This window comes from Microbacterium sp. Leaf151, from assembly GCF_001424225.1.
Taxonomy (GTDB): Bacteria; Actinomycetota; Actinomycetes; order Actinomycetales; family Microbacteriaceae; genus Microbacterium.
Genome location: NZ_LMOR01000001.1, coordinates 26,570 through 48,735 on the forward strand (window position 1 = coordinate 26,570; position 22,166 = coordinate 48,735).

The window sequence follows — 22,166 nt, forward strand, 5'->3', positions numbered from 1 at the left end:
CGTCGTAGGTATGAGCTCGCTTGCACACGGGACCCCCGACAGCACTCCCGCCATCGGCACGTCGGTGTCGGCCGACGACTTCAAGCGCGCGTTCCGGGGTCACCCGGGCGGGATCGCGGTCATCACCGCGTACGGCGAGAACGGCCCCGTGGCCCTCACCGCCTCGTCGGTGTCGTCGGTGAGCGCCGATCCGCCGCTGCTCATCTTCTCGGTGTCGGCGCTGTCGTCGGCGACACCGACGATCATCGCGGCCGACACGATCGTCGTGCACCTGCTCGACGCCGAGGACATCTCGCTCGCCCGTGCGGGGGCGACCAGCGGCCTCGACCGCTTCGCCGACACCTCCGCGTGGTCGCGCCTGGCCACCGGCGAGCCGGTCTACCACGGTGTGCGCGCGTGGTTGCGGTGCAAGGTCGTCAGCCGCATGGATGCCGGGGGTTCCACCGTCATCGCCGCTCAAGCCCTGCAGGTCGACGTCGAACGCGACCTCGAGCCCGGCGAGGCCGGCGCTGCCCTGGTGTACTACAACCGCAGCTGGCACCGCCTCGGCGAGCACTCGCTGCTCGACTGACTCGAGCGTGCGCGAGGCGCCGGCACCGCCTCGGCGAGCACTCGCTGCTCGACTGACTCGAGCGTGCGCGAGGCGCCGGCACCGCAGTCAGTGGGCGGCGGGAGCGCCCCGGCGGGTCAGGCGCGAGATACCCGTCACCACGCCCACGATGATGAGCCCCAGCGCCAGGCCGAACACGGCGGAGATAGCCGTCTCGACGATCCAGACCACGACCGGTCCCGCCGCTTCGATGGCGTGAGTGACCACGTGCACGAGGTCGTACGGGCCCGACCAGAACGTCTCGGCGAGGTTCTGCAGCACGAGGTGCCCGCCGACCCACAGCATGGCGACCGTCCCGACGATGCTGATCACGCGGAACACCGCGGGCATGGATGCCACGATGCGCACGCCGAAACGGCGGACCTTGCGCGACGGGCTCTTCATCAGGCGCAGACCCATGTCGTCGAGCTTGACCAGCAGCGCCACCGCGCCGTAGACCACGACCGTCATCGCGAGGCCGATGACGAGTAGCGCGCCCAGCGTCATCCAGATCCCGAAGTCGGGATCGAGGCTGGACAACGCGATCAGCATGATCTCGGTGCTGAGGATGAGGTCGGTGCGGACCGCGCCCAGCACGAGCTTCTTCTCATCGCGCGAGCCGTCGTCGTGCGTGCCGTGGTGCACACCGAACCACTCGAGCACCTTCTCGGCTCCCTCGAAGCAGAGGAAGCCGCCACCGATGATCAACAGATACGGCAGCACCCACGGCGCGAAGGCCGTCAGCAGCAGCGCGATCGGGATGATGATGACGAACTTGTTGACGATGCTGCCGAGGGCGATCTTCCACACCACCGGCAGCTCGCGAGCAGGCGTGAGCCCCTGCACGTATTGAGGGGTGACAGCGGCATCGTCGATGACCACACCCGCGGTCTTGGCGCTGGCCTTGAGGGCCGCGCTGAGGATGTCATCGACGACGGCGAGCAGACCGACCGACATATGCGCTTCTCCCGGGGGTGAGGGATGCGGCGCGTGCACGCCGCGGGACAACGCTAGTGGGTCCTCGGCCGGGCCGCGGCGGGTGGGAGCCGCGGCGAGGGGAGGAGATCCGGCCGGCGGAGGGAGGATCCCGACCCATTCGTCCTCCGCCGCACGGATCTCCTCCGCTCGTCGGCCCCTGTTCCGCCCCCGGACGGATGGCTAAGGTGAATCCACGCATCGACCCCGGCGAAGGGATGCCATGTCGTTCATCACCCGCGGCTTCGGAGGCCGCCGCCGCGAGCGCGATCCGCGACTTCCTCCCGGGCAGAGCCTGGTGACCGACTGGCCCGTGCTGTCCGCCGGCCCCACCCCCACCGTCGCACCCGACACGTGGGAGTTCGCCGTCGGCACCGAGAACGGCGTGCACCGGTGGGATCGTGCGCAGCTGGAGGCTCTCGGGGTGGAGGACGTCACCGTCGACATCCACTGCGTCACGCACTGGACGAAGCTCGACATGCCCTGGCGCGGGGTGTCGCTGGACCGCATCTTCGCGGAGGTCGAGACGGCCCACCGCTTCGCGATGGTGCACTCCTTCGGCGGCTACACCACCAACCTGGCCCTCGACGACCTGCTCGGCGGCAAGAGCTGGATCGCCTTCGAGGCCGACGGCGAACCGCTCAGCGCCGAGCACGGCGGCCCCGCCCGCCTGCTCGTGCCGCACCTCTACTTCTGGAAGAGCGCCAAGTGGGTGCAGGGGCTCATCACGATGCCCACCGACAAGCCCGGGTTCTGGGAGCAGAACGGCTACCACCCGCGCGGCGACCCGTGGCGTGAGGAACGGTACGGGTGAGCCGCCGCCCGGCATCCTGGCACGTCGCGTCGGTCGTGCGCGTACGTGCCGAGACGTCCACGGCCCGGCGCATCGAGCTCGACGTGCCCACCTGGCCGGGCAACGATGCGGGGTCCCACCTCGACGTCCGCCTCACCGCACCCGACGGCTACCAGGCGAGCCGCTCCTACTCGGTGGCCTCGTCGGGTGAGGGCACCCGTGTCGTGCTCGCGGTCGACGAAGTGCCCGACGGCGAGGTCTCGCCGTTCCTCGTCCACGACCTGCGCGAGGGTGATCGTCTCGAGGTGCACGGGCCCCTGGGGGCGTTCTTCGTCTGGACGCCGTCGGACGACCCCGCTCCCGTGCAGCTCATCGCCGGCGGTTCCGGGGTCGTGCCGTTGTTCGCGATGGCGGCCGCGCACGCCGAGAGCAACGATCCGGCACCGTTCCGGCTGCTGTACTCGGTGCGCTCCCCCGGCGACGTGTTCTTCGGCGACGAGTTGCGGGCGCTCGACGGCGATCGCCTGCACCTCGACGTCGTCTACACCCGCGCCGCCCCGCCGGGTTCGACCACCGCCCCCGGACGACTGACAGCCGAGAGCCTGCGCGCCGCTGTCCTCCCCGCCGACCGCGAGCCCCGGGTGTTCGTGTGCGGTCCGACCCCGTTCGTCGAGGCGGTCTCGCAGTGGTTGCTCGCCGCCGGTCACACCGCGGCGCGCATTCGCACGGAGAGGTTCGGAGGTTCCTGATGACCCTGCTCGACGGAAACGCCCTGGCCGGACGACTCGACGACCTCCTCGGGTGGGATGCCACGGCATCCGAGGTCCGCTGCACGCACTGCGGCCTGCGGGACCTGCTCGCGACGGCCTCGGTCTACGCCTCCGCGATGGGGACGGTGGTGCGCTGCCGCACCTGCGACGCGGTCCTGCTCACCGTCGTCGACGCCCCCGACGGACGCTCGTGGCTCGGGATGCCGGGGCTCACTGCGCTGGAGATGCGGCGGCGCTGACGCGAAGCCCGGCGCCCCCTCTACACTGTGGCCGTGAGCGCCCCTCCCCCGGATGACGCCGCCCGCCGTCGCGATCGGTCGACGCGCGCGGCGCGCACCCGCGTGCTGGCGGTCGCCGACCGCGTACCGACGGGGTGGTTCGCCGGCATCCTCACGGCGCTGTTCCTCATCGTCACGGCCGCATTCGGCGGCCTGTCGGCGGTGGCCGTCCCACCCGTTCCTGACATCGCGGCGGGCACGGAGCACCGAAACGACCAGATCGCCCTCACCGTGGAACGGGCCGTGCTCATCGACGAACTGCCCGGTTCGGGGACGTCGGTGTCGGACGGGGAGCGGGTGCTGGCGCTCGTAGTGAGCGTTGAAAACGTGTGGGACCGCGCACTCCCGGCCTCGGGCGGTGCCGGCGTGGACGCCGCGGTGAGCGTGGACGAGCTCGGCGGTGTGCGGGCGAACTCGGTCGCCCGGCTCGACGATGCCACCCTCACGCCGTATCTGCAGCCGGGCGTCCCGGCGGAACTCGTGCTCACGTGGGCGGTCGGTCCCGCGACCTTCGCCGCGGGCGACGTGCTGCACGTGGGCCTCCTCGACTTCACCCTGTACACGGGCCAGCTCATCACGTACGGCGAGTCCTGGATCGACCCGGTGATCGGCGCCCGCACGACGGTCGAGATCAGTGACGTGGGGGCCGGAGCGGACTCGGCCTCCGATTCTGACGCCGACTCCGGCTCGGGATCCCACTCCGGCTCGGGCTCGGGCTCGGGCTCGGGCTCGGGCGAGGAGGCGCCCGGATGAGGCCGTGGGCGGTCTGGGCGGTCGGCGCGGGGCTCGTGGCCCTCGCGTGGGGAGTCGTGCAGATCACCCCCGGCGAGGATGCGGCGACGGAGCCGTTCGTGGTGCGGACCGCGGTGGGCGAAAGCGCGGTGGCACGGGCGTTCGAGGTCTCGGTGACCGATCCGAGAATGGGTAGTCGCGCCGTAGCGGGCTCGTGGTCTGCCGGTGGCACGTGGCTGGTCGTCGACGTCACCGTCACCGCTCGGGACGACGAGAGGGGGGCACTCCTGCACCATGCGGAGCTGATCGTGGACGGTGTCGCCTACCGAGCGAGCGAGCGGCCCGCGTCGATCTACAGGCAACAGTTGGCCGTCGGCATCCCCCGTTCGGGCAGCCTCGCGTTTGAACTGCCCGCCGCCGTCGCCGACCGCACGGGGTCGCTCACGCTGGGCCTCAGCGATGAGACGAGACTTGACTCGCTCGTGGAGGTTCCGATCGACCTCGGCGCGCTGACACGAGAAACCGACGTCGAACTGAGCCCCACCGGATGGACGACGCCGTGACCGCGCGGTGGTGGCGGCGCAACGCCATCGCGCTGGCGGCGGTCGCCGTGCTTCTGCCGACCACCGCGGTCGTCGTCGGTGGCAACGAATGGTGGAACGCGAATCAGGCCGACCCGGTCTTTCCCACGACGGTCGGCCCCGATACGACCGTCGAGTTCGGCGGCGCGACCTGGGGTCCCGCGCGCTGGGGCACCGTTGCGGCGGATACCGCGTCCGACGCCCCCGCGGGTGCCCGCGCGGTCGTGATCGAGGTGCCCGTCGATCCCCGGGGGAAGATCTTGTCGTGCGGGTCTCCGATGCTGCGCGAGACCGGCGGCGAGAACCGACGATGGATCAACGCCCTGGCCGACGTCGACTGGAGCTACGACGCCCAGAGCTCATGCCCGTCAGACGAGGCCGTGCCCTTCACGATCGAAGTCCCCTACCTCGTCCCCGACGACGCCACCGGACCGTTCGATCTCGAGCTCGCGCTCACCGACCAGCTTCCGGGCTACCTCGTCCTCCGCCTTCCCTGACGGTCCCGGAGTGCCGCCCGACGGCTGACCGGATGACACGACGGGCGCTCCGATCAACGCTCCGATCGTGGCGTCGTAGGCGCCGGCCACGAGCACGGTCCGGAGGGGCTCGATGACGAGCGGCACGAGCATCAGGGGAAGCGGGCCGAGAACGAGCCAGAACGTGTCGAAATCGTTCGGACCCACAGTCCGCGTGATCGCGATACGCAACCACCCTTCTCCGAGGAGGAGGAGAGCGTACAAGAGCACGTACCCCCCGATCAGGATCGGCCCGCTCCGCCACATCAGGACGATCGCCCGCCAGATCGGCCGGAAACGGCTGCCCAGGCCCGCTCCGATGTCGTTCAGCCGTCGCCGCAGGCGCTGGGGTACGACTCCGTAACGGGTGCGGGCGCGGGTCGCCAGTTCACCGCGCCATTGCACACCCTGCGGCGACACCGCCTGCCCGTAGATCACGCCGGCGACGGTGAGCCACGCCAAGGGCACGAGCAGGATCGTTCCGGCCTGCCCCCCGAGCCAGAGCACGGCGTCCCACACCCAGCCCAGCGGTACGAACCAGCCGCCGACCCACTCCCGGGCGTCGGCGAGCCAGGCGATCGCCTGACGGCTGTCGATCCAGCCGGTCACCTGTCCGAGCGCCTCGCCGATGAAGTACGCCGCGAGGAACACCCACAGCGCCTCGAGGTAGGTCGCGGGAACCGAGGTCCACGACGGGAGCGACGCCTGCCACCGCTTCCACGCTCCCCGCCCTGCCAGCGCGAGGATCACCACCGCGATGGTCCAGGGTTCCCACGACAACTGGTCGACAGCCCCCGATGTGTCGACGGTCGCTCCGGTGACGATCGCCATGACGTCACGGCCGATCTTCACGCTGAGCGCGGCGTCGAGGTAGGCCGCGACGTCTTCGCGCAGGAACCCGAGCGCGGCGTAGACCGCCATGAACGGCAGGATCGCCGACAGCAGCGCGTCGCGGAACGCCCCGCGACGGCTGACGCGGTCCACCGGCGGTGGAGCGAGCACGCCGAGGCGCGGCATCCCGTCTCGGAGCACGAGGAACATCGCCACGACGCTGACGATCTTCGCGAGGATCGCGAGCGGCAGCAGAAGGATGCCACCGATCGCCGTGTATCCGCCGACGAATCCTGCGACCTCGAGGCCGACGTACCGGCCGAGCGTGCCGGCGAGATACCAGGCGAGAAGCGCGGGCCAGTGCGCGACGATCAGCCGCCCCGTCATCGAGATCACCGCACGCACCCCCTCACCGTAGCGGCGCGTCAGCGAAGCGTCCACGGCGGGAAGGCCGTCATCCGGAAAGCAGAAAACCCGCGGAAATCCGCGGGTCTCGAGCCAGTACTTATATGCGGAGACGGAGGGATTTGAACCCTCGGTCCCCGTGAGGGGACTCCACCTTAGCAGGGTGGTGCACTAGGCCGAACTATGCGACGTCTCCAGGTGATCGACGCCTCGCGGCTCGAACACACCCGTCCATACTAACCGGTCGCCGCCCGGCATCCGAACCATGATCCGGATGCCGGGTGGCGCGGGCGCGGATCACTCGCGGACGTTGCCGTTGGAGCAGGTCGCCTGCGCCGCGGTCTGACCGGCGATGCCGTCGGGCAGCACGATCGCCTCGGAACTCGGAACCGGGGTGGGCGAGGGGCTGTCGGCGGGCTCGGGGCTCGCAGTGTCGGCCGGTGCGGGCGTCTCGGCGGGCCCCGGAGCGGCGTTCTCGTCGACCACGACGCCGTCGCCGTCGCTGAGGTTGCCCGACAACTCGAGCGGCTGGTTCGCGGCGAGCGCCGCCCACAGCGTGTCGGCGTCGTCGTAGTCGGGGACCACGCGGTTGGCGTCGTACGGGTCGGTGTAGGTCGGGTACTGGATGAAGACGATGTCGCTGAACGGCACGTCCTTCACCGCCGAGGCGATCTGCACCAGCGTCAGCGGGTTCGTCAACGACGTCGACGGGTCGACGTTGCGCAGCGCCGTCGAGGCGAGCTTGTAGAGGGTCGCGGGGTTCGACAGCACCTCCTGGCTCTTCAGCTTGTTCGCCAGACGCGACATGTACTGCTGCTGGTTCGAGATGCGCCCCAGGTCGCCGCCGTCGCCGACGCCGTGGCGGGTGCGGAGGAACTGCAGGGCGTCGAGGCCCTTCACCTGGCGCATGCCGGCGGGCCAGTCGATGCCGGTGTAGGGGTCTTGGATGCCGTTGGCGATGCAGACGTCGACGCCGCCGATGGCATCCGTGATGTTGATGACGCCGCCGAAGCTCACCTTCGCGGCGAAGGGGATCTCGAGGCCGCTGAGCTCCGAGACGGTCGCGGCGACGCACGACAGACCGCCGTAGAGGTAGGCGCTGTTGATCTGCTGCTTGCTCATCGCCGAGTTGACGTTGCCGTCCTGGTCGGTGCAGGACGGGATCGGGACCATGAGGTCGCGCGGGAACGAGATCACCGTGACGCGGCGCGGGGCGTCGGAGATGTGCACGAGCATGTTGACGTCGTTGAGGGTGCCCTCGGCGTCATCACCCGTGCAGCGGTCGCCGAACAGCTGGGCGAAGTCGGGTTCGCACTCGTCGGTGCCGACGAGCAGCAGGTTGACCCCGCCCTTCAGCTCGCCGAGGTCGGGCGGCACGGCGGGCTGACCCTTGAGGTCGACGGCGTCGGCGGTGAAGCTTCGGGTGAGGTCGACCGCCGCATACGCGAAGACGGCGCCGCCCGAGACGAGGAGCACGGCGAGCACGATGGCGAGTCCGCGGAAGAGTTGGGCGAAGGGGCCCGGCGACGACAGTCGCCCGTGGCGGGCCGCGGTGCGTTGACCGCGCGGTGTGGTCGTCTTGCTCACTCGTGTCCTTCCGAGACGGATGCCACCGGCCCGGCAGCACGTCGACCTCGGCGGGGCCGCAGGTCGCAGCAATACTAGGGACGCACGGCTGTGAATGGCGTGAAGGCCGGCGGGCCGATCCGCGGTCCGGGTCGAGCGGGTCTCGGCGGTCGCCGACGGTCGCGATGAGCACCGATCGACTGTTCGTATGAGTTCGATACTGCTCGACCGTGTTCGTTTGTCTACCGGATAGCGCTCACCTGTGGTCTGCTACCGACGACCCCCGAATGGGCTTCCTTCAACGACGAGGACCTCCAATGACGAAAGCGTCATCCGCCCGGTTCGCTTGCGCCCTCACCGCCGCCGCAGCGGTGGTGATGGGATCGCTCATCGCACCCCCCACCAGCGCCGTCGCCGCGGGCGCCGACCCGGTTTCCGTGACCATCGACGGTGCCGACGTCGCCGCGGCGGCACAGAACCGCAACGGCCTCACGTTCAAAGGCTTCGGTGTCCTGACCGCGAACTCGACCAGCGCCCTGCTGCTGGACTACAAGGCGCAGCACCCCGAGAAGTACTGGGAGATGATCGAGACGCTGTTCGGTGGTGACCACCCCATTATGAACACAGTCAAGATCGAGATGGGCAACGACAGGAACACCTCCACGGGCCCGAACCCCGCGACGATGCGCTCCAGGGACGAATACCCCAACGTCCTGCGCGAGCCCGGGTTCCAGCTCGCGGCAGACGCGAAGCTGGTCGCCCACGGCGACGTGCACGTCAGCATCCTCCGTTGGCAGCGCCCGACGTGGGTGACGAACCATCAAGAGCAATACGTCTGGTTCAAGAACACCGTCCTCGCCGCCTACCGCGAGTTCGGCTTCATGATCGATTCCATCAATCCGGACACCAACGAGACCACCAACCCGGAGATCCAGCTGTACAAGGACTTCTCGGGATGGCTGCGCAACGACACCACCGGGTTCCAGGGGGCGGGCTCGACCGACCCGAACAACGGTTTCGCCTCGGAGGAGGAGCGCGAGCTGTACACGGCCATCGAGACCGTCGCCGCCGATACCGTCGGCACCCCTCCCGTCTCGTTCGGCAACGCGATGACCGCCCCGGCGGATTCGTCGCTCCGTGACGCCGTGGACGTGGTCGGCTTCCACTACTCCAGCGCCGATGACAGCGCGGGCAACATGAAGAAGGTGGCCGAGCAGCTGGACAAGGAGGTCTGGAACTCGGAGGGGCAGTCGACGTTCTCCAACTCGGCGGACCGCCCGAACAACAGCAACAGCGACGAGCAGGGCGGAGTCGGCACGCAGTTCGGCGGGACGAACAGTGCCCTCGAGATGGGCAACTGGGTGACCACCGGGTTCACCGCATCTCGCCGCACACTGAACATCTTCCAGCCCGTGATCGGGTCGTTCTACGACGGCTTCCAGTACTCCTCCAAGGAGTTGGTCAACGCCCGTGAGCCGTGGTCGGGGTGGATGTACTACGACGGCGGCCTGTCGGTCATCGAGCACTTCACCCAGTTCGCCACGCTCGGATGGGAGAACGACGACAACACCGCGGGTGTCTGGCGTGCCATCCCGAAGGCCTCCGGCAGTGAGCTGGGAACCGGCAACCCGCCGAGCGGCGCACGAGCGGGAGGGGCGTCGTACACCACCCTCGCCTCTCCGGACGCGTCGGACTTCTCGACCGTCATCATCAACGACAGCAAATTCACCAAGACGTACCGGATCACCGCGAAGGACCTCGACCTCGGTGCGGACAAGACCGCCGAGGTGTGGGAGACACGCGCAGCCGACGCCGGCGACGCGTACGACGCCAACTACCTGATCCCGGTCGCCGAGCTGCAGCCCGACGGAACGTCGACCTACACGGTGGAGGTGAAGCCCTTCTCCGCCGCAACGCTCACCACCCTGGACCACGCCACGACCACGAGCAGCGGATCCATCGTGGCGAAGGACGGATACGGCAGCTCGCTCCCGTCCAGCCCCGAGTTCACCGACCCCGATGGCGGTCGGGACGTGCTCGACACGGACGCCAGCGGTGCCGCCAACGGAGTCACGAACGACGCCGTCCTGTACGCCGACGATTTCGAGTATGCCGAGCAGGGCGACATCCAGAGCTACGACCCCGCGACCGGGCGGCTCGTCGACACAGGCGAGAGCTTCCTGGAGAGCCGAGGAGCACGCCCCCAGCCGGAGGGCACACCCGCCACCCAGCCGGAGGACCTGGGGGTGACCCCGCGCTACACGAATGACACGAACGGTGCGTTCGAGTCCGTCGTGACGACCGATCCCGCGCACCGCCGAGTCCTTCGTCAGCAGGTCGGTCCCGGCATGAACGGCGGCGCGTGGAACGGCGGCGACCCGAAAACGACCATCGGCGACGCGCGATGGGCCAACTACACCGTCTCGACGGATGTCCTGTTCGAGGCCGGCGGCACCCCGTACGCCACGGTGGGCGCACGTCAGCAGGGTGGCACCGCCAACGGTCAGAACGTCTCGGCTGCTGAGTTGCGAGTGGACTCGACGGGAGCGTGGACGTTCATGCGGTTCGGCACGACCCTCGCCAGCGGCACGGTTGCCAACAACGCCGCCGTCGCCTTCAAGACGGGCACCGGCTCGTGGAACAACATCTCCGTGAAGGTGGCGGGATCGGTGTACACGGCATCCGTGAACGGGGTCGAGGTCTCCACCTTCACCGATACCGCGCCGCAGTCGGCCGGTCGGATCCAGTTGGGTTCGAGCTTCACCTTCGTCCAGTTCGACAACCTCAAAGTGGAGACCGTCCCCGGCTACACGCCTTACTACAGCTCGATCATCGACGGCATGCACCAGACCAGCTGGGACGACACCTCGGTCCCCGTGCTCGATTTCGACGCGAACTGGAGCCACGTGAACGGGCAAGGCATGTTCGAGTGGCAGCGCACCGCATCCAAGAGCACCGCCAAGGGCGCCACGATGTCGTACGCCTTCAGCGGCACGGGACTGGACATCATCGGCACCAACCCCGGCTCCGCAACGCTGAACGTGACCGTCGACGGCGTCCCCGTCGCCGCCGCCGCACCCACGTGGTCGGCGGGAAGCGAGCGCACGACCTTCCAGCTCCGCGGGCTCCGCAACGGCGCGCACACCGTCGCGCTCTCCACGGCGAACGACAACTCCCTCAACGTCGATGCCGTCGGCGTGATCCAGGCGACAGCCGCCTCGGGGAAGGTCGACACCGCCGCGCTGGCGAAAGCCGTCGACTCCGTCGACGACGCGGTGGAGGCCGAGTACACGCCCGAGTCGTGGGCGCTCTTCTCGGCGGCTCTGACCGACGCCCGCGCCGCTGTCGCCGACCCCGTCGCCTTCGGCCTCGACGCGGAGGGGGCTTCGGCCATCGCGGCGCGCCTGATCGCCGCCGGCGACCAGCTCACGCCGAAAGACGTGAGCCCCGACGTCCTCGATCTCGGCGCCCTGAGCATCACCTCGAAAGACCGGGCCCTCCCGAAGACGGTGAAGATGAACGGCGCCGATGTGCCGGTCACGTGGACGCAGGGATCGCTGGCCAGCGCCGCGGGAACGGCTGAGCTGGGGAGCTTCGTCGCCACCGGGCGTTCCACGCAGAAGGTCGACTCCGGTGTCTATCAGCGGATCACCGCACGCGTTCTGGTCGTTCCGGCCGACCTGGAGTACTTCATCGACTCCGGCTCGAGCGGTGCCGCCGCGGGCTCGGCATACGCCGCGGTCGCGGGTCGTGATGATCTGCGCAACGACAGCGCCGATCAGAAGTGGGATGGCAAGACCGCCGGCAAGACGTGGGGGTACGCCACGGCAGCAACCGCACTCGGCGCCGGGACTCCCCAGGATTGGGCATCGTCGTGGGTGGGGGCGGACTTCAACAAGCCCGTCACCTACTACCTGACGCTTCCCGCCGGCTCCTACAACATCGGTGCGGTCCAGGCACCACGGGCCGGACTGACGACCAACATCTACGCCAAGGTCACCGCCGGGTCGTCCTCGACCACGAAATCCGCCGTCTCGCAGGGCGCGGCGACGACCATCTCGCACTCCATCACCGTCGACACCGACACCGTCGTCGCAGTGGAGTTCGGCACGACAGGCACCTCCGGCTACAACGCTCGTCTTGCCCTGCTCTTCGTGCAGAACGTGCCGCGCGATGTGGGTATGCAGGGTGCGCTCGGGGTGAACGACGCCCTGCCCACGTCGGTCGAGATCGCCGGATCGCAGAAGGCGGTGCAATGGGATGCCGTGTCCGCCGAGCAGCCGCGGAGCGAGTACTCGAAGCTCGTCCTGTCCGGACGCCTCTCCGACGGCGGCCAGAGCGTCGTCGCCTCCTACGAGATCGTCCCGACCGGCCTGGTCTACTACATCGACTCGGGTACCGGCGGAGCTGACTCCCCGCAGTACACGGCGGTGAAGAAGTCGGTGCCCGGCGTGATCAACGACAAGGTCGACCAGGTCTCGACCGCACCCACCCAGTGGGGCTACGTCGCCGACGGGATGAAGGTGAAAGGCAGCACGGACGTCAATGACAAGTTCTCGACGGGGCTCTACCAGGACACGACGAAACTGACGTACCGACTGCCCCTCGAGGCGGGCACCTACGCACTGACCGGAGGTTTCACCGAGTGGTGGGGCCTGAACCGCACGATGAACCACACCGTGTCCGCGCAGGGCGTCGAGCTGGCGAAGGGGAACGTCCCCCTGTCGGCGACGAGCACGCCGTTGTCCTCGACGCTCACTTTCACCCTCGACGAGGCCGCGACGGTGGAGTACGTCGTGACCAACGAAGGTGCCGGGGGCGAGAAGCCCGTCATCTCGTGGCTCGCGGTCGCCGACGTGACCCCGCCCGAGCCCGAGCTGGACGTCGCCGTGACCATGAGCACCCGGTGCGTCGCGGGGAAGGTCCTCGTCACGGCCACGGCCGCCAACGACGAGTCCGTCCCGGCAGCCGTGACGGTGGCCACTCCCTGGGGCAAGAAGGACTTCGGTTCCCTCGACCCCGGCAAGAAGGCATCGGCCGCGTTCAGCACGCGCGTCGCGTCCATCCCCGCGCAGGCGGTGACGATGACCGCCAGCGCGGAGATCGACGGCCAGAAAGTGCAGCTCGCGAAGGAGATCGATGTAGCGGCGACGACCTGCCGCTGAGGACGAGTCCCACCCGAGAAGAGCATCGAGGCCCTGCCGGCATCGTCGGCAGGGCCTCGATGCACCCGATCCGGCGAGCAGGGTGTTCGCACCGATCGCGCTCGAACGTCGATGCATAGAATCGAGACGACGTGGGTGGACGAGGAGGTCCGATGGACGCGCAGAAGCCCGCCTCGCCTGCGTTCGGACTCTCTCGACAGGAGCGCATCCTGGATGAGCTGCGACGGTCCGGTTCGGTTCGCGTGTCCGAACTGAGCAAGGTGCTCGGCGTCGCCGAGTTGACCGTCCGCCGCGACATCTCCTCCCTGGCCGACCGCGGGCTGCTCACCCGCGTCCACGGCGGCGCGACGCTGCGCAGCCGATTGGATGCGACGGTGCCACGCGCGGGCGCCGTCGCCGAAACGCCGCTGTTCCGAATCGGGATGGTGGTGCCGTCGTTGACCTACTACTGGCCCCAGATCATCATCGGGGCGCGTGCGGCGGCGACCACGACCGGATCCCAGCTGATCCTCCGTGCGGCGAGTTACTCTCCGGCCGACCAGCGCCGCCAGATCACGTCACTGATCGAGTCGGGGTATCTGCACGGCCTCATCGTCGCACCGGACACCACCGGGCCCGACGGCATCGCGTTGCTGCACTGGCTGGCCTCGCTCCCGATACCGGTGGTCCTCGCCGAGCGGCGAGCGCCGTCATCCCTGGCGTTGACGTCGCTGGAGTGGGCGACGACGGACCACACGCACGGCGGCATCCTGGCGGGCGAGTATCTGGCCTCCCTCGGACACACGCGCGTGGGGATCGTGACCTCGGTCGACTCCCCCACGTCCGCGCCGCTGCGTCGCGGGTGGGAGCGCGCCGTGAAGGACCTCGGTCTGACCAGCCTGGTGGACCAGGACCTCGCGCTCGAAGCGATGGACGGCCACGATCGAGACGACGTCATCCAGCAGGTGCTCTCCCGGTGCCTGTCGACCGAGACGACGGCGTTGTTGATCCATTCGGACCGCCAGGCGGTCCTGGTGCAGCAGTACGCACGGGACAACGGATGGCAGGTGCCGGATCGACTTGCCATCATGGCGTACGACGATGAGGTGGCGGAGAGCGCGGAACCGCCGATCACGGCGCTGCGGCCGCCCAAGCAGGATGTCGGGCGCGTGGCCGTCGAACTGATGCTCGGGCGACTGACCGGCGGTCCGACACGACCACGCCAGCGAACGTTCCTTCTGCCGGAGCTGAGGCCGCGCGGCTCCAGTGCGACGCGTGGCCCCCACGACCCCGCCGGTTCTGCCGCACCGGTGTGACGGGGGGTCACCACCCCATGATGTGCACGCCCGAGCGGGTGATCCGTACGGCCGGCTCGGGCCGGTGCACGCCTCTCGGACGGTAGCCCAGAGGCTGAGACTCACCGAGGATGTCGGCAAGGTACCAGATGATGGCGAGCCACATCTCCGTCCCCTGCAGCCCGCATCGTCCTTGCTCCGCGGAGTCCTGAAGACGGAAGGCGAACCCTCGCGTCGGTGCCCACATCGTGAGGGTGTGCTCCAGCATCCGCCTCGCCACAGCCTGCGTCTCATCTGATCGATGGCCCGTTTCCCGGGTGAGCCACAACGGGTGGACGACGTCCAGCACGTTGCAGGCGTCATAGGTCTCCGCGGTGAAGTAGGCCTCGTTCGCGGAGTGTTCGAGGACGGTGTCGATGGTGGCGGTCGGATGCGGCAGCGGAATGCCGAACTGGGCGTAGGTTCCGCGAGTCGTCCGGTAGGCGCCGTTCACGAGGAGCAGGAGGTCCCCCCCGGATGCCGCATCGCCCCACATCCCGGTTCGGGAGTCCGCGCGGGTGGTCAGCCATCCGAGGAGACTCTCGACGGCGCCGGGGAGGACGGAGTGTCCCGAGCGAAGCGCCCAGTGCAATGCCGTTCCCAAAGCGTCAACCCGGTGGCCCGCGTCCCAGGGGTCCGTGCGCCAGGGGAGCGACTCGCAGAAGCCCGAGATGTCCGCCGGGGTCATCCTCGTCGCCTCGCTGACCGCGTGCGGCAGTTGACCCCGGAGCAGGTCGATCGCGTAGCCGACACTCAGCACGTGATAGGCCGCATCGGCGTCGTCGAACGGCTTCCCGGGAGCGGAATGCACGCCGGGGGAAGGTATCCGCCCATCGGGGCGCTGCGTCGCCGCCAGCCGGGCTCGATGCTGGTGGGAGGTCAGCTGCGGCGGGGCGCCCGGAAGAAGCAGTCGCGCCACCTCGACCGCGTCGCAGTGAGCGCGCAACGACGGATCCACCCCGGGACGATCGGAGTAGACGCCCGACTCCGCATCCCAGGCACGAGCGAGGATCGTCTCCGCGTCGGCGCGGGCGTGTTCGGCGAACTCACGCAACCGGATCGCCAGATCCCGGGACCGATGGGTCGCCGCCTCGGCCGGCGCCACTCTCCATCGGATGAACTTCGCCGGGTTCCCCCCGACGATGGCCCCGGAGGGGACGTCCTTCGTCACCACGGCGCCGGCGGCGAGAACAGAGTGGGCACCGACCATGACGCCGTCGAGGATGACCACGTGAGACCCGATCCACACGTCATCATCGACGACGATCCCCTTCGAGGTCAGCGGTTGTCGGAAGACCGGGGTGCCCGGTTCCATCGAGTGGTTGAACCCGAGGAGGGAGGTGTGCGCCCCGATGCGGACGCCCGCGCCCAGGCGAACGCGTCCGCGGATCACGGTGTAGGGGTTGATGCTGCAGTCGCTGCCGGCGATGAGTTCGCCCGTCAGGTACGCGCCCGCGGCGATGTACGAGCGCTCACCGAGGTGGAGGACGTCGTTGTCCACCGCCGCAGTGTCCGCAACGAACGCGTCCTCCGCGAAGGTGCGGTCGCCCCGCTCGGCGAGGGCGAGCAATCGCTCCCTCTGAGACTGCTTCGCCTCATCGGAGGCCGACTCCCAAAAAGACCACGGAGAGAAGCCGAGCGTCTCGACGCCGTCCTGTCCACCCATGCCCCCACCCTCCCGAATCGCGTGTCCCGGTCAATGCGTCAGCGACGCCCGGGAGCGGAGGACGTCCGCGAGTCGTTCCAGCTGCGCGGCGTCCTCGAGAGCCGATCCGACGGCGGCGACGCGGACGCCGGCGTCGAGGAACTCCGTCACGTTCGCTGCGTCGAGACCTCCGGTCGCGACGAACTGGACGTCGGGGAAAGGACCGCGGATATGCCGGAACCATCCGGACCCGAGCCACGTCGCGGGAAACGCCTTCATCCACACCACGCCCAGCGACACGGCGAGCTGCACCTCGCTGGGTGTCGCCACCCCCGGGAGGATCGGCAGGTTCGCCGCTCGCGCTGCGTCCAGGACGCGCGGATCGAGTCCCGGCGAGACGAGGTAGGCCGCACCCGCGGCGCGGGCGACGTCGACCTGATCCGGGTGGAGGATCGTCCCCGCTCCGACGCTCCGGCCGTTCGCCGCGGCCCGGGTCGCCAGCTCGCGCAGCACCCGCTCATCTTCTTCGGTCTGCAGGGGAACCTCGACGGCTTCCACTCCCAGCTCCCAGGCCGTCTCGGCCAGGCGCAGAGACCGCTCCATCCCCATCCCTCGCAGGATGGCCATCAGCGGGGATCCCGCGAAGAGTTCTTCGAGTCGAGCAGCTTCCGCGGCACTCATGCGTAGCTTCCTTCCACGGTGTCGGTGAGGGACATCAGGGTTCGCGCGGCGAAGGCGTGCCCGGCCGTGAGCCGGTCCCGCGTCGACGCGTCCGACAGGAGCGCAGCCACGTAGCCCCCGGCGAAGGCGTCGCCCGCCCCGACCGGCTCGACCACGTCGACGACGAGCGCGGGGACGAACACTCGACCCTCCCCGGTGAACGCCGTGGCGCCGACATCGCCGTCTTTCACGACGAGTTCGTCGACGTCGGGCAGCAGGGCACGGACATCGTCGGCGGTCGCCGTCGCCCAGAGGGTCTCTGCTTCGTCGCGGCCGGTGAAGACGGTGTCCGCCCGCTGGGCGAGCGCCAGCAACACGGGCGCTGCGGCTGCTGCGTCCCACAAGGGGAGGCGGTGATTGACGTCGAAGGAGATGCGAACGCCCGCCTCGCGCGCGCGTCTCATCAGCTGCTCGAGGAACTCTCGCGCCGTGTCGGAGATCGCCGCGGTGATTCCGGACACGTGGAGCACGTCGACGCCGGCGAGGTCGATGTCATCCGCGTCCGAGCGCGAGAGTGCGGACGCAGCCGAGCCCCGCCGGTAGTAGGTGACTCCGGCGCCGGGGTTCTTGACGTAGACGCCCGTGGGCCGAGTGTCGTCCCACCCGACCGTGCTCACGTCCACTCCGCGAGACCTCAGCTGCTGCGCGACCCGGTGCCCCAAAGGGTCACTGCCGAGGCGGCTGAACCAGACCGCCCGGTGCCCCGCGCTCGCCACGTGCGTCGCGACGTTGGATTCCGCTCCCCCGGCCTCGACCAGAAAAGACGCCGCGTCCACGACCGAGGTGAACACGCTCGGCACGATCATCGCCATGGTCTCTCCGACGGCGAGGAGCGTGCGGGGTCTCGGAGCGTTCATCGCAGGTCGGTGATGGGCGCGGCATCCATGTCGTCGAACGCCTGGTTCTCGCCCGCCATCGCCCACACGAAGGAATAGGCGGCCGAGCCGACGCCGGAGTGCAACGACCAGCTGGGAGAGATGACCGCCTGACGATCGGCGACGAGCAGGTGCCGGGTCTCTTCGCGCTCGCCCATCAGGTGCACCACGCGCGCGTCCTCGGGCACGTCGAAGTAGAGGTAGCACTCGGTCCGGCGGTCGTGGGTGTGCGCGGGCATGGTGTTCCACATGGACCCCGGATGCAGCTCGGTCACGCCCATGACGATCTGACAGCTCTTGATGCCGTTCTCGTGGATGTACTGGTTCAGCGTCCGACGGTTCGATGTCAGCTGATCGCCGAGTTCCCGCACCGTTCCCTCGCCGGGCGACACCAGCGCCGTGGGGTACGTCGTGTGGGCGGGCGCGGAGAAGAGGTAGAACTGCGCGCCGTCGGCACCGCCGTCGCCGTCGCGGAACCGCACGTCCTCGACGCCGCGTCCCAGGTAGAGGCAGGCGCCCTTGACGAGGGTGTGCTCCTCGCCGTCCGCGACGACGATACCCTCGCCGCCGACGTTGACGACGCCGAGTTCGCGATGCTCGAGGAAGGTTTCGCTCCGGATCTCGGGGTATCCGGTCAGCCGCAGTTCTGCGCCTGCGGGTACGGCCCCGCCGAGGACCACCCGGTCGTGGTGCGTGTAGGTCAGCCGGATCTCACCCGGCACGAAGACCTCCGGGATGAGGTAGGTGTCGCGAAGCTGCTGAGTGGTCAGGCCCGGGATCTGGGCGGGATTGGTCGCGTAACGCTGGGGGATGTGCGTCTCTGTCACGAGAGTCTCCTGTGTGGTCGGTGGGGGCGGTTATCGGACGAGCCAGCCGCCGTCGACGGGGATGACGGCGCCCGTCAGGTAGGAAGCTGCGTCTGAGGCGAGGAACACGAACGCACCCTGGAGGTCGGATGCATCGCCCCAGCGGCCGGCCGGGATCCGAGCGAGGATCGATGCCGCTCGGTCCTCATCGGCACGCAGGGGCGCGGTGTTGTCCGTGGCCATGTAGCCGGGGGCGATGGCGTTGACGGTGACACCCGCGGCGGCCCATTCGTTCGCGAGTGCCTTGGTCAGGCCCGCGACGGCGTGCTTGGACGCGGTGTACCCGGGCACGAGGATGCCGCCCTGGAACGACAGCATCGAGGCGACGTTGATGATGCGGCCGCGCCCGGTCGCGATCATGTGCCGCCCCGCGGCCTGCGACAGGTGGAACACGGAATCGAGGTTGATGGCCAGGACCTCGTCCCAGTCGATCGCCGAGTGCTCCGCGGCGGGCGCGCGGCGGATCGTGCCGGCGTTGTTGACGAGGATGTCGAGACCGCCCAGTTCCGCGAGGGTCTCGTCGACGGCGCCGGCGAGCTCTCCGGGGGTGGCGCTGACGAGGTCTCGACGGATGAGGTGGGCTCGTCGACCGGTGGCGCGGACGAGTCGGGCGGTGTCGCTCGCGTCCCCGCGGTCGAGGAGCGCGACATCGGCGCCGGCTTCCGCGAGCGCGACGGCGGCGCCCTGTCCCAGGCCCCGGGTCGACCCCGTCACCAGTGCGACCTTGCCATCGAGGCGGAACGTGTCGAGGATCATGCGGTGCCCTCCGGGAGCGATGGGGCGGCTGGGCTCTCCGACGGCGCCGCGATGAAGGTGGTGGTCAGTTCGCCGATGCCGGAGATGCGTACGGTGACCGCGTCGCCCGGCGCGAGCGGGCGATGACCCGCCTGAGCCTCGGCGAGCTTCTGCGGCGTCCCCGTGGAGATGATGTCGCCGGGCTCGAGGGTCAGGACCTGACTGATGTGCGAGATGACGAAGGCGACGCTGAAGATGGTGGTCGAGGTGGACTGGGAGACGGTGACCTCGCCGTCCCGGACGACCTCGACCAGGACGTCCTGCGGGTCGGGGGCGTCATCGGTCGTGACGATCCACGGTCCGATGGGCGCGAACCCGTCGGAGCACTTCCCGAGTGCCCACTGGCTCTGCCGGCGCTGCCATGCGCGGTCGGACACGTCGTTGAGGATGGTGAACCCGGCGACGTGGGACATGGCGTCCTCGATCGAGACGTTGCGCGCACGGGTGCGGATGACGACGGCGAGCTCGCCCTCGTAGTCGACGTCGCGCGCCCCCTCGGGGATGACGACGGCGTCGTTCGGCCCCGCGAAGGTGTTGGGGGTCTTCACGAACACGTCGGGATACTCCGGGTCGTCCGCGGTCGGATCGACACCGTCGGGCGTGTGGCCGCGGTAGTTGTAGCCGAGGCACAGCATCTTGCCCGGGACGATGGGGGCTTCCAGGTCACCGGGGACGAGAGCGGGCAGGTCCTCGACGACCGCGCTCGCACAGCGCGCTCGTGCCGCGCGCATCCGTTCGTCATCGGTGATCAGAGCGAAGACGCCGGCGGCGACGTCGCCCAGATCGACCAGACGATCTCCGTGCGCGGTGCTCAGGACCGCCCCCGGCCGCGTTCCCGATGGCGTTCTGTGGGTGACGAGCCTCACCAGTACTTCTTCCATTCCGGACGGGCGACGCGCATGAGCGCCTCGAGGTAGAAGTAGTCGCCCCACAGGGTTGCTTCGTCGACACCGACGTTCTTCGGCAGGTCGTAGACGCTGTGCAGGATGAGCCCGTCCGCGTCTTCGGGGGTCGCCGGCGTGTACTTCGCGATGAGCGAGGCGAGGATGGTGTGCGCGCGGGCCGCCCACTCGGCTGCCCGCGCGGCATCGGTTTCGACCTGGGCGAGTTCGAGCAGCCCGCAGACGACGATGGCGGCGGATGAGCTGTCTCGGGGGGCGTCGCTGCCGTCGGTGTAGACGAGGTCCCAGAACGGCACACCGTCGGCCGGCAGGTGGCGCAGGAAGTACTCGGCGCACCGTCGGGCGGCGGCGAGGAGCCGCTCGTCGCCGGTGACGGCGTAGTTCATCGCGAACCCGTAGACGCCCCACGCCTGACCTCGCGCCCAGCACGATTCGTCGAACGCGCCCTGTTCGGTGGCACCGCGAAGCGGCGCACCCGTCTCGGCATCCCAGTAGAACGTGTGGAAGGTGGAGTCATCGGGTCGGAGGATGTTCTGCTCGAGTTGAGCGGTGTGACGCCGGACCGCGTCGGAGTAGCGCTCGTCACCCGTCTCTTCCGCCGCCCAGGTGAGCAGCGGCATGTTCATGAGGCTGTCGATGATGGTTCGGCCCCGCTGGAGGGGGTCGGAGAGGTCTCCCCAGGCCTGGATGACACCTGCCGGTTCGAGGAAACGCCGCATGAGGTGGTCCGCGGCGAGGAGGGCATCCGCGCGTGCGACTTCGTCGCCCGTGAGGCGGTGGGCGGCGACCGCGGAGAGGGTGTAGAGGAAACCGAGGTCGTGGGTGTCCAGGTCGATCTCGTCGCGGACGCGGCGGCCGAAGTCCGCGACGTCGGCCTCGGCGGCCTGCCGATAGACGTCATTGCCCGTGAGTTCCCACGCCAGCCACAGCTGCCCGGTCCGGAAGCTCGTCGTCCAGCCGCGGTTGCCTCCTTCGGGGACGGATCCGTGGGCGGGCCTCGGGTGGTATCGATTGTCGGTGGTGGTGTCGTCCGGGTAGGCGGCCCCGAGAGTGGCGGTGTTGCGTTCGACGGTTGCCACAGCGGCGGCGATGGCCGTCTCGGTCGACACGGCCGGAGAGGTCCGGGTCGTGGGTGAGGTGAAGGTCATCAGCGTCTTTCTCGAAGTGGGGGGATCAGCGTGCGGGAACGGGTGCGGGGTCCAGGACCGGGCGGAGGGTGTAGCGGGCGTTGGTCCAGGCGAGGTAGAACGCCGCGGATGCCGTGACGCCGATGCCGATCGCCGGCGCGGAGGCGAACACACCGCCCTGCACGATCAGCGCCACCAGCGAGATCGCGCTGAGGTACCAGCGTCGGAGTCCCAAATAGAGCGCGGCCTTGAAGAGGTCGCGCAGCCGCGCCTCGGGCACCTCGGCCAGCGCGACGAGCGAGACCACGGCGGTGTTCACGGTGAGGATCGCGACCACCGCCAGCAGCGGCACGGTGTACACCGCCACGGTCGAGTCCGACAGGAAGCGGACGTCGACGAGGACGATGACGAGCACGATCGAGGCGAGCGCACCGATGGCCAGGGCGCGGCGCCAGGTGGCCTGCAGGCCCGCCAGGAAGGCACGGATCGGCCCGAGTCCCACCCCCGAGTGCTCGCGGAACGCGCGGAACACGGCCGCGATGACCGGGGCTGTCAGGGGCATCGTCAGCGCGAGCATCGGCCAGGAGAGCGCGGGATCCGTCGTCATCAGGAGGATGAGGAACGGCGCGCTTCCGACGGCGAGCAGCACGTTGGAGATCAGGCCGAGGTACAGCATCCCGATGATGCCGGACCAGGTGTCGTGGGATACGAGGTTCTTCATGA

19 protein-coding genes and 1 tRNA gene are annotated in these 22,166 nt (G+C 69.3%); 8 read left to right on the top strand and 12 right to left on the bottom strand.

Going from position 1 to position 22,166, the window contains the following annotated elements:
* Positions 1 to 10: 10 nt before the first annotated feature.
* The gene (locus tag ASF76_RS00105) at positions 11 to 571 is read left to right on the top strand and encodes a flavin reductase family protein (RefSeq protein WP_055951210.1); all 561 of its coding nucleotides are present in this window, start codon (positions 11 to 13) and stop codon (positions 569 to 571) included.
* A gap of 87 nt (positions 572 to 658) precedes the next feature.
* Here the strand turns inward: ASF76_RS00105 and ASF76_RS00110 are convergent, their stop codons facing one another.
* The gene (locus ASF76_RS00110; protein WP_055951213.1) at positions 659 to 1,546 is read right to left on the bottom strand and encodes a DUF808 domain-containing protein; all 888 of its coding nucleotides are present in this window, start codon (positions 1,544 to 1,546) and stop codon (positions 659 to 661) included.
* Between the two features lie 241 nt (positions 1,547 to 1,787).
* Between ASF76_RS00110 and ASF76_RS00115 the strand changes: the two genes are divergently transcribed.
* The 5 genes from ASF76_RS00115 to ASF76_RS00135 are packed head-to-tail and all read left to right on the top strand — an operon-like array spanning position 1,788 to position 4,700.
* Positions 1,788 to 2,378 carry a molybdopterin-dependent oxidoreductase gene (locus ASF76_RS00115; RefSeq protein WP_055951216.1) on the top strand — a complete coding sequence of 197 codons (591 nt, stop codon included), beginning with the start codon at positions 1,788 to 1,790 and terminating at the stop codon, positions 2,376 to 2,378.
* Positions 2,375 to 3,106, top strand: a complete 732-nt coding sequence (locus tag ASF76_RS00120) for an FAD-binding oxidoreductase (RefSeq protein ID WP_055951219.1) — start codon at positions 2,375 to 2,377, stop codon at positions 3,104 to 3,106. The genes ASF76_RS00115 and ASF76_RS00120 overlap by 4 nt, the downstream gene beginning before the upstream one ends.
* Entirely contained in the window at positions 3,106 to 3,366 is a 261-nt protein-coding gene (locus ASF76_RS00125; protein ID WP_055951222.1) for a DUF6510 family protein, read from the top strand. Before ASF76_RS00120 ends, ASF76_RS00125 begins: the two co-directional genes overlap by 1 nt.
* A gap of 33 nt (positions 3,367 to 3,399) precedes the next feature.
* The gene (locus ASF76_RS17260; protein WP_200936058.1) at positions 3,400 to 4,158 is read left to right on the top strand and encodes a hypothetical protein; all 759 of its coding nucleotides are present in this window, start codon (positions 3,400 to 3,402) and stop codon (positions 4,156 to 4,158) included.
* On the top strand, positions 4,155 to 4,700 hold the full coding sequence (locus tag ASF76_RS00135) for a hypothetical protein (protein WP_055951225.1): 546 nt from the start codon (positions 4,155 to 4,157) through the stop codon (positions 4,698 to 4,700). Before ASF76_RS17260 ends, ASF76_RS00135 begins: the two co-directional genes overlap by 4 nt.
* A 386-nt stretch (positions 4,701 to 5,086) precedes the next feature.
* Here the strand turns inward: ASF76_RS00135 and ASF76_RS00140 are convergent, their stop codons facing one another.
* From ASF76_RS00140 to ASF76_RS00150, 3 genes are all read right to left on the bottom strand, one after another.
* On the bottom strand, positions 5,087 to 6,469 hold the full coding sequence (locus ASF76_RS00140) for a hypothetical protein (protein ID WP_235561196.1): 1,383 nt from the start codon (positions 6,467 to 6,469) through the stop codon (positions 5,087 to 5,089).
* A 107-nt stretch (positions 6,470 to 6,576) separates the two neighbouring features.
* A tRNA-Ser gene (locus ASF76_RS00145) sits at positions 6,577 to 6,665 on the bottom strand.
* Between the two features lie 101 nt (positions 6,666 to 6,766).
* Positions 6,767 to 8,056 (bottom strand): LCP family protein, encoded by a 1,290-nt coding sequence (locus ASF76_RS00150; protein WP_055951228.1) that lies wholly within the window; start codon positions 8,054 to 8,056, stop codon positions 6,767 to 6,769.
* 296 nt (positions 8,057 to 8,352) lie between these two features.
* Here ASF76_RS00150 and ASF76_RS00155 point away from each other — a divergent pair, with 296 nt between their 5' ends.
* The gene (locus tag ASF76_RS00155) at positions 8,353 to 13,200 is read left to right on the top strand and encodes a family 16 glycoside hydrolase (protein ID WP_055951230.1); all 4,848 of its coding nucleotides are present in this window, start codon (positions 8,353 to 8,355) and stop codon (positions 13,198 to 13,200) included.
* Between the two features lie 152 nt (positions 13,201 to 13,352).
* Positions 13,353 to 14,495 carry a substrate-binding domain-containing protein gene (locus ASF76_RS00160; RefSeq protein WP_055951232.1) on the top strand — a complete coding sequence of 381 codons (1,143 nt, stop codon included), beginning with the start codon at positions 13,353 to 13,355 and terminating at the stop codon, positions 14,493 to 14,495.
* 7 nt (positions 14,496 to 14,502) lie between these two features.
* On the opposite strand, the gene ASF76_RS00165 is transcribed toward ASF76_RS00160, so the two are convergent.
* From ASF76_RS00165 to ASF76_RS00200, 8 genes are read right to left on the bottom strand one after another with little or no spacing between them, the layout of a single operon-like run.
* The gene (locus ASF76_RS00165; RefSeq protein ID WP_055951235.1) at positions 14,503 to 16,179 is read right to left on the bottom strand and encodes an acyltransferase; all 1,677 of its coding nucleotides are present in this window, start codon (positions 16,177 to 16,179) and stop codon (positions 14,503 to 14,505) included.
* A 30-nt stretch (positions 16,180 to 16,209) separates the two neighbouring features.
* On the bottom strand, positions 16,210 to 16,839 hold the full coding sequence (locus ASF76_RS00170) for a bifunctional 4-hydroxy-2-oxoglutarate aldolase/2-dehydro-3-deoxy-phosphogluconate aldolase (RefSeq protein ID WP_055951237.1): 630 nt from the start codon (positions 16,837 to 16,839) through the stop codon (positions 16,210 to 16,212).
* Positions 16,836 to 17,735, bottom strand: a complete 900-nt coding sequence (locus tag ASF76_RS00175; RefSeq protein WP_055951240.1) for a sugar kinase — start codon at positions 17,733 to 17,735, stop codon at positions 16,836 to 16,838. Before ASF76_RS00175 ends, ASF76_RS00170 begins: the two co-directional genes overlap by 4 nt.
* Positions 17,732 to 18,580 (bottom strand): 5-dehydro-4-deoxy-D-glucuronate isomerase, encoded by an 849-nt coding sequence (gene kduI, locus ASF76_RS00180; RefSeq protein WP_082484755.1) that lies wholly within the window; start codon positions 18,578 to 18,580, stop codon positions 17,732 to 17,734. Before kduI ends, ASF76_RS00175 begins: the two co-directional genes overlap by 4 nt.
* A 30-nt stretch (positions 18,581 to 18,610) precedes the next feature.
* The gene (gene kduD, locus ASF76_RS00185; protein WP_055951243.1) at positions 18,611 to 19,375 is read right to left on the bottom strand and encodes a 2-dehydro-3-deoxy-D-gluconate 5-dehydrogenase KduD; all 765 of its coding nucleotides are present in this window, start codon (positions 19,373 to 19,375) and stop codon (positions 18,611 to 18,613) included.
* Entirely contained in the window at positions 19,372 to 20,280 is a 909-nt protein-coding gene (locus tag ASF76_RS00190; RefSeq protein WP_055951246.1) for a fumarylacetoacetate hydrolase family protein, read from the bottom strand. Before ASF76_RS00190 ends, kduD begins: the two co-directional genes overlap by 4 nt.
* Positions 20,277 to 21,464, bottom strand: coding sequence for a glycoside hydrolase family 88 protein (locus ASF76_RS00195; protein WP_055951249.1), 1,188 nt, complete (start codon positions 21,462 to 21,464; stop codon positions 20,277 to 20,279). The genes ASF76_RS00190 and ASF76_RS00195 overlap by 4 nt, the downstream gene beginning before the upstream one ends.
* Positions 21,465 to 21,489: 25 nt before the next feature.
* Complete coding sequence (locus ASF76_RS00200) at positions 21,490 to 22,164, bottom strand: hypothetical protein (RefSeq protein ID WP_055951252.1); 675 nt, start codon at positions 22,162 to 22,164, stop codon at positions 21,490 to 21,492.
* Between the last annotated feature and the right edge of the window lie 2 nt (positions 22,165 to 22,166).